This window comes from Ruminococcus sp. B05 (assembly GCF_003628495.1).
Taxonomy (GTDB): Bacteria; Bacillota; Clostridia; order Lachnospirales; family Lachnospiraceae; genus Schaedlerella; species Schaedlerella hominis.
The window spans coordinates 1-12,851 of sequence record NZ_RBZR01000015.1; the positions used below are offsets into that span (position 1 = coordinate 1).

10 protein-coding genes, 1 tRNA gene, 1 rRNA gene and 1 other annotated feature are annotated in these 12,851 nt (G+C 38.4%); all 12 genes read right to left on the bottom strand.

What is annotated here, in order from left to right:
• Positions 1-421: ribosomal RNA gene (locus D8Q48_RS11155) — 16S ribosomal RNA — on the bottom strand; the annotation flags it as partial.
• A 356-nt stretch (positions 422-777) separates the two neighbouring features.
• Positions 778-865 (bottom strand) — tRNA-Ser (locus D8Q48_RS11160).
• A 142-nt stretch (positions 866-1,007) separates the two neighbouring features.
• Complete coding sequence (locus D8Q48_RS11165) at positions 1,008-1,562, bottom strand: Fe-S-containing hydro-lyase (protein WP_022074925.1); 555 nt, start codon at positions 1,560-1,562, stop codon at positions 1,008-1,010.
• A 32-nt stretch (positions 1,563-1,594) separates the two neighbouring features.
• Positions 1,595-2,437 carry a fumarate hydratase gene (locus D8Q48_RS11170; RefSeq protein WP_347562302.1) on the bottom strand — a complete coding sequence of 281 codons (843 nt, stop codon included), beginning with the start codon at positions 2,435-2,437 and terminating at the stop codon, positions 1,595-1,597.
• Between the two features lie 117 nt (positions 2,438-2,554).
• Positions 2,555-3,328 (bottom strand): ATP-binding cassette domain-containing protein, encoded by a 774-nt coding sequence (locus D8Q48_RS11175; protein WP_022074923.1) that lies wholly within the window; start codon positions 3,326-3,328, stop codon positions 2,555-2,557.
• Complete coding sequence (locus D8Q48_RS11180; RefSeq protein WP_117990346.1) at positions 3,321-4,202, bottom strand: ABC transporter permease; 882 nt, start codon at positions 4,200-4,202, stop codon at positions 3,321-3,323. Before D8Q48_RS11180 ends, D8Q48_RS11175 begins: the two co-directional genes overlap by 8 nt.
• A 76-nt stretch (positions 4,203-4,278) precedes the next feature.
• The gene (locus tag D8Q48_RS11185) at positions 4,279-5,304 is read right to left on the bottom strand and encodes an ABC transporter substrate-binding protein (protein ID WP_121056502.1); all 1,026 of its coding nucleotides are present in this window, start codon (positions 5,302-5,304) and stop codon (positions 4,279-4,281) included.
• A 100-nt stretch (positions 5,305-5,404) separates the two neighbouring features.
• Positions 5,405-5,656, bottom strand: a binding site (T-box leader).
• A gap of 48 nt (positions 5,657-5,704) precedes the next feature.
• A complete protein-coding gene (gyrA, locus tag D8Q48_RS11195) occupies positions 5,705-8,212 on the bottom strand; it encodes a DNA gyrase subunit A (protein WP_121056503.1) in 2,508 nt (835 codons plus the stop codon).
• A 16-nt stretch (positions 8,213-8,228) separates the two neighbouring features.
• Complete coding sequence (gene gyrB / locus D8Q48_RS11200) at positions 8,229-10,166, bottom strand: DNA topoisomerase (ATP-hydrolyzing) subunit B (protein ID WP_117990343.1); 1,938 nt, start codon at positions 10,164-10,166, stop codon at positions 8,229-8,231.
• An 11-nt stretch (positions 10,167-10,177) separates the two neighbouring features.
• Complete coding sequence (recF, locus tag D8Q48_RS11205; protein ID WP_022074918.1) at positions 10,178-11,263, bottom strand: DNA replication/repair protein RecF; 1,086 nt, start codon at positions 11,261-11,263, stop codon at positions 10,178-10,180.
• Between the two features lie 57 nt (positions 11,264-11,320).
• Entirely contained in the window at positions 11,321-11,536 is a 216-nt protein-coding gene (locus tag D8Q48_RS11210; RefSeq protein WP_022074917.1) for an RNA-binding S4 domain-containing protein, read from the bottom strand.
• A gap of 117 nt (positions 11,537-11,653) precedes the next feature.
• Complete coding sequence (gene dnaN, locus D8Q48_RS11215) at positions 11,654-12,763, bottom strand: DNA polymerase III subunit beta (protein ID WP_117990342.1); 1,110 nt, start codon at positions 12,761-12,763, stop codon at positions 11,654-11,656.
• Between the last annotated feature and the right edge of the window lie 88 nt (positions 12,764-12,851).

Genomic DNA, 12,851 nt, shown 5'->3' on the forward strand with positions numbered 1-12,851 from the left:
ACGCGGCGTCGCTGCATCAGGGTTTCCCCCATTGTGCAATATTCCCCACTGCTGCCTCCCGTAGGAGTTTGGGCCGTGTCTCAGTCCCAATGTGGCCGGTCGCCCTCTCAGGCCGGCTACTGATCGTTGCCTTGGTAGGCCGTTACCCCACCAACCAGCTAATCAGACGCGGGTCCATCTCATACCACCGGAGTTTTTACCCCTGCACCATGCGGTGCTGTGGTCTTATGCGGTATTAGCAGTCATTTCTAACTGTTATCCCCCTGTATGAGGCAGGTTACCCACGCGTTACTCACCCGTCCGCCGCTCAGTCACAATACTCGTCATTCCGAAGAAATCCAAGTAAAGTGCTTCGCTCGACTTGCATGTGTTAAGCACGCCGCCAGCGTTCATCCTGAGCCAGGATCAAACTCTCGTTAAAAGTGTTTGTTCTAGTCAAGATTAACTCTAGCTAATCTATCCTTTTACTGTTGTTTGGTTTGTTATAAACCATTCTTAAAAATGTTTCTCTTAAAGAAATTTTCAAGGATCTGTTGTCTATTGTTTAGTTATCAATGTTCTTTGTTTTGTTGTCGTCTCAAGCGACAGCTTTAATAGATTATCACATCTTTTGTCGTTTGTCAACAACTTTTTTATTTTTCTTTGTCGCTTCAAGTCACTCTCTCGATGTCTCGTTTGCGACAGCTAAGATAGAATACCATGTTTTTTCTCTCTTGTCAACAACTTTTTTGATGTTTTCAAGTCTGATATTCTTTCGATGCATTGTCTTGCATCAAACGGAGAAAGAGGGATTTGAACCCTCGCGCCGGTCACCCGACCTACACCCTTAGCAGGGGCGCCTCTTCAGCCTCTTGAGTATTTCTCCTAGTACTGAATAACACCTATATACCAATAGGATTATTTAGTTCAACGCAACAGCGCAGAATTTATTATATAAGAGAATCCTGCACTTGTCAACGTCTTTTTCAAATTTTTTTACTTCATTTTTGCATTAATTTTATTTTTGTCTATTTTTCAACACAATACTGTTTAATAGCTGTTTCATAAAGATTATTACCCTCGCTGTCAATTACTACTATAACAGGGAAATTTTCTACTGTTAATTTACGAATAGCCTCTGTTCCAAGATCTTCATACGCAACAACTTCTGAACTCGTAATACATTTTGATAATAATGCTCCTGCTCCTCCAACTGCTGCAAAGTATACTGCATCATTTCTCACAATTGCATCAATTACAGCTTGTGAACGTTTTCCTTTTCCTATCATTGCACCTTGTCCAAGATCTAATAGCTGCGGTGCATACTTGTCCATACGGCTTGCTGTTGTCGGACCCGCTGAACCAATTGGTCTGCCTTCTCTTGCTGGAGACGGTCCCATATAATAGATTATCTGTTCTTTAATATCTATTGGTAAGTCTTCACCCTTTTCAAGGATTTCATACATTCTTTTATGTGCAGCATCACGTGCAGTATAGATTGTTCCTGTTATGTATACATAATCTCCTGCTTTTAATGTTCTTGCTACTTCTTTTGTAATCGGAGCTGTTATATGTTTATCCATTTTTATATCCTTTCTCTTTATCTATGAAAATATTAAATTTCCCGGATTGCATGTCTGTTTACGTGACAACAAATATTTACCCCGACCGGAAGTCCTGCTATATGAGTCGGATATGTATTGATATTAACAGCCAATGCTGTCGTTGTACCGCCAAGTCCTCCTGGTCCGATTCCCAGGCCATTGATTTTCTCCAATACTTCTTCTTCCATTTCTTTAACATATGGAATATCTGAATGTGTTCCTACTTCACGAGTCAGTGCTTCTTTTGCCATCAATGCACATTTTTCAAATGTGCCACCGATACCAACACCAACTACCATTGGCGGGCACGCATTTGGTCCAGCATCTTTCACAGCTGTAAGAATTGCCTCTTTCACTCCTTCAATTCCCTCTGCCGGTTTCAGCATGAACACTCGGCTCATATTCTCACTTCCAAATCCTTTTGGTGCGACTTTAATTTTTACCTTATCACCGGCAACGATTTTTGTATGCAGAATTGCCGGTGTATTGTCTTTTGTATTTTCACGGATCAATGGATCTTTCACAACAGATTTTCTCAAATATCCATCTACATATCCCTGTCGTACACCTTCATTGACTGCATCTTCAAGCAAACCTCCTTCAAAATGTACATCCTGACCAATTTCTAAAAATATAACTGCCATTCCTGTATCCTGACAAATCGGAATCATGTCCTCTGCTGCTATTTTTAGGTTTTCCTGTAACTGCCCTAAGATTTGTTTTCCAAGTGGAGATTTTTCTGTTTGCTCCGCCTGTTTCATTGCTTTATCCATATCCGGTGACAGATAATGATTTGCTTCAATACACATTTCCTTTATATTTTTCGTGATTTCATTTACATTTATTGTACGCACCATAGCTCCTCCAATCACTTTGCCTTTGTATTTTTCTTTTACTATCATACTACCACATTGATACACTTCGCAAGAAAAAAGGATGAGTACACACCCGTATCCTCACCCTTGTTATTCTTAATTTCCACATTCAATACTGATTTCATTGAATTTTCCAAGAATATCCTCTATTTGTATTTTCTTTTTTTCTTCTCCGGAGTAATCCATAACTGCTTTTCCCTGATGTAACATCAACAGTCTGTCGCCATACTCTACTGCATATCGAAGATTGTGTGTTACCATAATTGTTGTCAAATGCTTCTCTTTCACAACCTTATCAGTCAATTCCATAATCAAATCTGCTGTTTTAGGATCTAATGCCGCAGTGTGCTCATCTAAGATCAAAAAACGGATTGGTGTGAGGGTTGCCATTAAAAGTGCCATTGCCTGACGCTGTCCGCCCGACAATACACCTACTTTAACATCCATCTTGTCTTCAAGACCAAGACCTAACTGACTAAGCTGCTCGCGATAAAAATCCAGTCTTGCTTTATTTTTTCCCATACGAAGACCATATATCTTACCCTTATTATCTGCAAGTGCCATATTCTCTGCAATGGTCATACTTGGACATGTTCCCATTGCTGTATTCTGAAATACTCGGCCAATATATTGATTTCTCTTAAATTCCTTCTCTTTTGCAATATCTTTTCCGTCAATGATAATACTTCCTGAATCAAGAGGAATGCTTCCACAAATTAAATTCAGCATAGATGTTTTTCCGGAGCCATTACTTCCCACCACAGAAACAAATTGGCCATCATCAATTGTTAAGTTGAAATTTTCAAACAAACACATTTCATTGATTGTTCCATGATTATAAAATTTATGAATATTTTTTAACTCAAGCATTGACTTTCACCTTCTTCTTTCTGTCTACACTAACAACTAAAATCACAAGGAACAGAATTGCTGTAACTAATTTTGTTGCTGTTGATCCTGCAAATTTGAGAGCAAGTGCAACACATAATTTATAAAATATAGAACCTATGATAACTGCTGTTGTTGCTTTTACAAATGACATTTTCTTAAAGAAACTCATTCCGATGATAACACTTGCAAGACCTATGACAAGTGCACCTGTTCCCATTGAAATATCAAAAACTTTTGATTGCTGTGCAAATACACATCCACTCAAAGCAACAAGTCCATTTGAGATTGCAAGCCCAAGAATCTTTACATTTCCCTTATCTTTGGCAAGAGATGTTACAATTACATCATTATCGCCAACCGCACGAAGCAAATATCCTGACTGTGTTTTCATGTACAAGTCCATTAATATTTTACAGATTAATACAAGAACCAAAATAATTACAATATCCATCCATGCCGGAACCTGGTTTCCGAACAGTTTTTTTGTCATTTCATTTCTGAAAATCGTATTGCAGGAAAATAATGGCACATTGTTTGTTCCTGCAATATACAAATTAATTGTATATAATCCTGTCATCATAATGATACCTGATAACAAATCTCTTACCTTAAACTTCACATGAATCAATCCTGTACATATTCCGGCAACGATTCCTGCTGCAAATGCGATAATCAATGTCAGATATGGATTGACACCAACTTTCAATAATGCTGCCGTAACAGCCGCGCCCATTGGAAATGTTCCGTCTACTCCTAAATCTGGAAAATCCAGAATTTTATATGTGATATATACTCCAAGTGCCATGATTCCATAAATCATTCCTTGTTCTAATACACTGATTAAAAAATCCATATCTGTCAACCTCTCTACCTTACAACTTTAAAAATCGTTCCTGCTCACATTTTTTGAGCAGGAACTTCTTTCCTTTTTAATTTTCTGTAATCTCTGTGAATGATTCTACAGCACGCTCTTTCATTGTATCCGGTACTGTGATTCCAAGATTTTCTGCTACTTTTTCATTTACATAAAGGCTGCTCTCTGTAATCAATTCATAATCCATTTCAGATGCACTGGCTTCGCCTTTTAAGATTTTTGCTGCCATTTTTCCTGTATCTTTTCCAAGCTGTGTATACTCGATTCCTTCTGCGGCCAGGCATCCAAGCTTAACCTGTTCGATTTCACTTCCAAATACAGGGATTCCCTTTTCGTTTGCCAATCCCAGAACTGTAGGAAGTGCACTTACAACTGTGTTATCTGTCAGGTTTGTAAGACAATCTACTTTTCCGAGCAGATCAGATGCTGCAAGCTGGATTTCTGATGTATTTGTAATACCTGTTTTTTCAATTTTGAATCCATATTTATCAGCTAGTTTCTCATATTGTTCAATACTGTATACAGAGTTGGCTTCGCTTGTTGTGTAGAGAATACCGATTGTTTTTGCATCCGGCAAGATTTCTCTAATCATCCTAAGCTGTGCTTCGACCGGCAGTTCATCACTTGTTCCTGTTACATTTCCAACTGGAGATTTATCATCATTTGCAAGTTCTGCTGCAACCGGATTTGTAACTGCTGTGTATACAACCGGGATATCCGTTTCCATTGCTGCGTTGTATGCTGCCTGTGCACTTGGTGTTGCGATTGCACAAATCATATCAACTTTATCAGCTACGAACTGATCTGCGATCTGGGCTGCTGTTCCTGTATCTGCATCTGCGTTATTTGTTACAATTTTTAAATTTTTTCCTTCTTCAAGTCCCTCTTCCTTTAATCCCTCAATAAAGCCTTCACGACAGTTATCTAACGAACCATGTTCAGCAAACTGGCTGATTCCGATTGTATATGTCTTTTCAGCACTGTTTGCACTATCAGAAGTTTCTTTTGATGCTCCACATCCTGTCATCATTGCTACTACCATGCTCATTCCCAATACAACTGCTAATACTTTCTTTTTCATAATTTGTTCTCTCCTTTTGATTTGATTTTTAATCTTGACATTTTAGGAAAGATTGAGGGTTCATTCTTCATGAAATAAAGAAAAGCGCCCCAAGCCTTATGCTTGAGACGCTAATAATATCATGTATTATTATCGCGGTACCACTCAAATTGACGAATCGTCCACTTTCCACGTACTGTCATACGCTCCTCATTGATAACGGGTTTGGTTCCCGACAACGCCTACTCTGTAGATTACATTTCAGGCTGCCCTCGAAAGTCCATTCAGCAATTCTCTTCATACAGCAATCCCACCACCTGCTGCTCTCTGAAATGTTGATGAAAAGCTTACTCCTCTTTCTCAACGGTTTATGAATATACACACAATTTAGTACAAATCTTTTGATTTGTCAATACATTTTTTAATTTTCTTCTTCCTGTTGTGATTCTTCTTCAGAAATCTCCACTTCTTCACCATCAATTTCCGCAGATGTTCTGCGTACTTTCGCAATACTTACTACAGTCTCATTTTCTTTCAGGTTAATAAGTTTCACACCGGATGTAATTCTGCCATACTTAGAAATTGTATCACAAGCCATACGGATGATAATTCCATCGCTGTTGATCATCATAATTTCATCGTCTTCATTTACGGCCTTCATACCAACTACATTACCTGTTTTTTCTGTGATCTTGTAACATTTTACACCTTTACCACCACGGTTTTGTGCAGTAAATTCACCCATAGCTGTACGTTTACCCATACCTTTTTCAGATACGATCAACAGACAATCTCCCTGTGTGTCTACCTGCATACCAATCACTACATCACCATCACTGAGATTAATACCGCGTACACCCATAGAAGTTCTTCCTGTAGTACGGACATCTTTCTCGTCAAAGCGGATACACTGGCCATATTTGGTTACAAGAATAATATCTTTTTCATTGTCTGTAATTTTTACTTCGATCAACTGATCGTCATCACGCAACGTGATTGCAGCAAGACCTTTCTTGCGCACATTGACATATTCTCTAAGTGGTGTCTTCTTAACAAGCCCTTGCTCTGTTGCCATAAATAAGCACAGATTATCATCATATGCTTTAATTGGGATCATTGCTGTAATCTTTTCTTCCGGCATCAGCTGCAGCATATTAATGATTGCTGTACCTCTTGATGTTCTGGAAGCTTCCGGGATTTCATATCCTTTCAGACGATATACACGTCCTGTATTTGTGAAGAACATTATATAATCGTGTGTAGAGGTCATGAATAATTCCTGGATATAATCATCATCCAGCTTCTGCATACCTTTGATTCCTTTTCCTCCACGATTCTGACTCTTGAATGTATCGATTGTCATACGTTTGATGTATCCCAATTTTGTCATTGTAATAACGACATCCTGTCTTGGAATCATATCTTCCATCGAGATATCATATTCATCATAGCCAATTTGTGTTCTTCGATCATCACCATATTTTTCGGAAATCACAAGAATCTCTTTTTTGATAACGCCAAGAAGAAGTTTACGGTCTGCCAAAATAGCTCTGTATTCCTCAATCTTTTTCATCAATTCTGCGTATTCATTTTCAATTTTCTCGCGTTCCAGACCTGTCAGAGCTCTCAGACGCATATCTACGATAGCCTGTGCCTGTACTTCTGTCAGTTCAAATTTTTCTATTAATTCAGCTTTTGCTTCCTGCACATTTTTAGATGCACGAATAATACGGATCACTTCATCGATGTTATCTAATGCAATCAATAACCCCTCTAAAATATGCGCACGTTCTTCTGCTTTATTCAGATCATATTTGGTTCTTCTTGTAACAACCTCTTCTTGATGTTGCAGATAATAATTAAGCATCTCAAGCAGATTCATTACTTTTGGCTGATTATTGACCAGCGCAAGCATAATTACACCAAATGTATCCTGTAGCTGGGTATGTTTATATAACTGATTCAAAATAATGTTCGGATTTACATCACGACGCAGTTCAATACAGATTCTCATACCTTCTCTGCTTGACTGATCACTCAAATCTGTAATTCCATCAATTTTTTTCTCTCTTACCAGCTCTGCGATTTTCTCAATCAATCTTGCTTTATTTACCATGAATGGAAGTTCTGTTACAACAATACGATTCTTTCCATTCTGCATTGGCTCAATATTAGAAATTGCACGTACACGAATCTTTCCACGTCCTGTGCGATAAGATTCCTCAATTCCCTTTGTTCCCAGAATTTCTGCTCCTGTCGGGAAATCAGGACCTTTTACAATCTCAAGAAGCTCTTCCAGCGTTGTCTCCGGACGATCTTCAATCTGGTCATCAATGATTCTTACTACAGCACTGATAACCTCACGGAGATTGTGTGGTGGTATATTTGTCGCCATACCTACTGCAATACCTGATGTTCCGTTAACCAAAAGATTTGGGAATCTTGATGGCAGTACAGTTGGCTCTTTCTCTGTCTCATCAAAGTTCGGTGTAAAATCAACCGTATCTTTGTTGATATCAGCTGTCATCTCCATGGAAATCTTGCTCAAACGAGCTTCTGTGTATCGCATGGCAGCGGCACCATCACCATCTACTGAACCAAAGTTTCCGTGACCATCTACCAGAGGATATCTGGTAGACCATTCCTGAGCAAGGTTTACCAAGGCACCATAAATTGAACTATCACCATGTGGGTGATATTTTCCCATCGTATCTCCGACGATACGTGCACATTTACGATGCGGCTTATCCGGACCATTATTCAACTCAATCATAGAATACAGAATTCTTCTCTGTACCGGTTTTAATCCATCTCTTACATCTGGAAGCGCACGTGCGGCAATAACGCTCATGGCATAGTCGATATAAGATGTTTCCATCGTCTTTTTCAAATCGACTTCATGAACTTTATCAAAAATATTATCTTCCATCGTTTATCTCCTTCTGTTAGATATCTAAGTTTTTGACGAATTTTGCATTTTCTTCAATGAACTCACGTCTCGGTTCAACCTTATCACCCATCAGGGTTGTAAACGTCAAATCAAGTTCTGATGATGTCTCATCATCCATTGTAACTCTAAGCAGTACACGATGCTCAGGATCCATAGTTGTATCCCACAGCTGCTCTGCATCCATCTCTCCAAGACCTTTATAGCGCTGGATCTTATTATTTCCATCTCGCCCTACTTCAGCCAAAATATCATTCAATTCTTCATCACTGTATGCATACCAGACTTTTTTATTTTTTTCCAGCTTATACAACGGTGGCTGTGCCAGATATACATATCCCTGTTTGATCAGTTCCGGCATAAAACGATACAGGAATGTCAACAGCAGTGTACTAATATGGGCACCATCCACATCGGCATCGGTCATGATAATAATTTTGTGATAACGCAGTTTGCTAATATCAAAATCATCATGGATACCTGTTCCAAATGCTGTGATCATAGCTTTGATCTCTGCATTTGCATAAATTTTATCCAGACGTGCTTTCTCTACATTCAAAATCTTGCCTCGCAGTGGCAAAATAGCCTGCGTTGCACGATCTCTTGCTGTCTTTGCAGAACCGCCGGCGGAATCTCCCTCGACGATGTAAATTTCACAATTAACCGGATCTTTATCCGAACAGTCAGCCAGCTTTCCAGGAAGTGACATACCTTCCAACGCTGATTTTCTTCTTGTCAGATCTCTGGCCTTTCTGGCAGCTTCTCTTGCACGCTGTGCCATTACAGACTTTTCAACTGTCATTTTACCGACAGCCGGATTCTGCTCAAGGAAAATACCAAGCTGAGTACTAACGATATTATCTACCGCACCCCTTGCCTCACTATTTCCTAATTTCTGTTTTGTCTGTCCTTCAAACTGAGGGTCCTCAATCTTAACACTGATAATGGCTGTAAGGCCCTCTCGGATATCCTCGCCTGTCAGATTCGGTTCGCTGTCTTTGAGCAGCTTATTCTTTCTCGCATAGTCATTGAATGTCTTTGTCAATGCATTACGGAATCCAACCACATGGGTTCCACCTTCCGGTGTTGTAATATTATTAACAAATCCATACGTATTATCGCTGTACGAATCATTGTGCTGCATTGCAACTTCTACATACACATTATCTTTCATGCCTTCGCAATAAATGATCTGTTCATACAACGGTGTCTTACTTTTGTTCAGGTAGGTAACAAATTCCTTGATACCGCCTTCGTAGTGGAATATACGTTCAACCAATTCCTCTTCACGTTCATCTCGAAGAATGATCTTCAGTCCTTTTGTCAAAAATGCCATCTCGCGGAAACGCTGTTTTAATGTGTCATAGTCAAATATTGTCTCCTCGAATATCTCTTTATCAGGCAAAAATGTAACTTTTGTTCCTGATAATTTCGGATCACATTCTCCGCTCACTTTTAATTTATAAATAACTTTACCACGCTCATATCTCTGTTTATAAATCTTTCCTTCGTGATAAATTTCTACTTCAAGCCATTCTGAAAGTGCATTTACAACAGATGCACCTACTCCATGCAGACCTCCGGATACCTTGTATCCTCCGCCACCGAACTTACCGCCGGCATGAAGGACTGTAAATACAACTTCTACTGCCGGAAGCCCTGTCTTATGGTTGATTCCAACCGGAATACCTCGACCATTATCAACAACCGTAATAGAGTTTTCTTTGTTGATTGTAACTGTGATTGTATCACAATATCCTGCCAGTGCCTCGTCAACAGAGTTGTCGACAATCTCATATACCAGATGATGAAGTCCTCTCCCCGAGGTGCTGCCGATGTACATACCCGGTCTTTTTCGAACCGCTTCTAATCCTTCCAAAATCTGGATTTGATCCGCTCCATATTCAGCGTCAAATTCTGTACCTGTTGCACCCATCTAAAAACCTCCTAATTTTCTTTTGCTACAGTTCCATGCTCTACATGGAATATTTTGTTTATAGAAAACCTGTGATTTACAAACTCATCCAGCCCTGTACAGGTAATGACAGTCTGTATATCGTGGATACTATCCAATAAATAGTTTTGCCTATGTTTGTCAAGTTCAGACAACACATCATCCAATAATAAAATCGGCGTATCTTTTATCAGCATACGCACCAGCTCAATCTCTGACAATTTCAAAGATAATGCTGCTGTTCTCTGCTGACCTTGAGAACCAAATTTGCGAATATCAATCCCATCTGTACGAAAACATACATCATCACGATGTGGTCCCGCAGAAGTGCTTTTAAACTTAATGTCCCGATTTCGGTTTTTCTTTACAGCCTCCTCAAAAGACATGTCCCCGATAGAAGATTCATAGGACAAAACAAGCGTTTCTTTTCCACCCGTCAACTTGTAGTGAATGTCAGAAATAATATCATTCACCTGTTCTATAAATCTTTTCCTTGCTTCGATTACTTTCGTTCCGTATTCAACCAATTGCATATCCCATATATCCAATGTATCGATCAGATGCTCCTGATAAGCAATTTCCTTAAGCAGGGAATTCCGTTGATTAACCGCCCGGTTATAATTCGCCAGATTGTTCAGGTATACCCTGTCCAACTGAGATAATTCCAAGTCAACAAAACGTCTTCTTCCAGCAGGTCCCTCTTTGATAATATTCAAATCTTCCGGTGAAAAAAAGACAAAATGAATCAAGCCAAATAATTCACTGGCTTTTCGGATTGGTATTTTATTGACTGCAATTCCCTTTGGACTGTTTTTTTTCAAATGCATGTCGATTTGAAAATCCACTCCATTTTTTTCAACAATAGTCTCAATGTGAGATTCTTCCTCACCAAACCGGATCATATCCCGGTCTTTTGTCCCACGATGAGACTTTGTTGTTCCGGATAAATACAATGCCTCCAGGATATTGGTCTTTCCCTGGGCATTATCCCCATACAAAATATTGGTTCTGGAATCAAACGCCATATTCAACAATTCGTAGTTTCTATAATTTTTAAGCTTTAACGACTTAATTATCATAATTTTTTCCTAACGTTCCAAGCGTATAGGTACGTAATCATTCTACACGCTTTTGCATTATTTTTCAATTTTTATTTGAATACCATCAAATTCAACTAAATCTCCCTCGTATAACTTGCGTCCTCTTCTGGTATCAATCTCACCATTCACTAAAACAAGCCCCTCTTGGATCACTTCTTTGGCTTCTACGCCGGACTCAACTGCTCCAACAGCCTTTAATGCCTGACCCAATTTAATAAATTCTTCATTTTGTCTGATTTTTATATGTTCCATCTCTATTCCTTTCATGCAATTCTGTTAATAGTTTGCCGTTCAAACACATTTTGCCGTTTTGAAATTATCTGACAATTTATATTCTGTATATTGTGTATATTTATGCATTTTGTTTTTTTATGCGACAGCGTTAAAGTTAACCGGTAAGATTAAATAAATATATGATTGCTGTTCATCCTTGATAAAGCAAGGCGCTTTTGCATTCATGAAATATAAATCAACCTGTTCATCCTCAATAACACGAAGTGCATCGATTAAAAATTTAGGATTAAATCCGATCAAAAGATCTCTTCCTTCTTTCGAAATAATGATTTCTTCATCCATTGATCCAATCTGCGATTTGATTTTTAGTTCCATTGAACCATCCGCAATGTTGATAATAATTGGTTTTTTATCACCTTCTTTTATCAACAAAGTGGCACGGTCGATACAATCTAAAAGTTCACGTTTATTTACAGTCACTTTTGTTTCATAATCACTGGATAACATCTGATCAATTCTGAAATATTCTCCTTCGATCAGTCTCGATACAACCAAAGTATTGCCAAATTCAAAGACGACATGATTTTGAGTAAATGAAATTTCAACTTCAGCCTCGGATTCGCCCCCAATAATTTTGCTTATTTCCTGAAGAGTCTTTCCAGGAACAATTACTTTTCGAGAACCATAAGAATTTTTCAATTCGATATTGCGAATTGAAATTCTATGGCCATCAAGTGATACAACTTTTAATAAATTATCATGGATTTCAAAAAGTTCACCACTCATCATCTTGTTTGTATCATTGTCAGCGATAGAAAAAATGGTCTGACGGATTACTTCTTTCAGTGTAAATTCAGAAATTGTGATGGAATCCTCTTTTTCAATTGCCGGTAAATAAGAAAAATCTTCACCTGATTGAGCTGCAATCGTAAACTTTGCTTTTTCACAAGTGATCAATGTCTGATTATCGTTACCAACTTCAATCACTACATCGTTGTCTGGAAGTTTTCGAACAATTTCTGAAAAAATCTTAGCATTTAAAGCTATGATTCCATGTTCAAGAATCTCACCTTCAATACGTGTTTCGATTCCAAGTTCCATATCATTAGCTGTTAATTTAATAACATTCATGGATGCATCAATCAGAATACATTCAAGAATAGGCATTGTTGTTTTTGAAGGAACTGCCTTAGATACAATACCAACTCCTTTAACGAGATTTGATTTACTGCATATAATTTTCATGTCGAGATCTCCTTTCGTGAAAGTGTGGATAAAACTTTCAGCGTGTGCATTTATGTATTTAAAAAGAAAACTTTTCCGCCGTAATCGT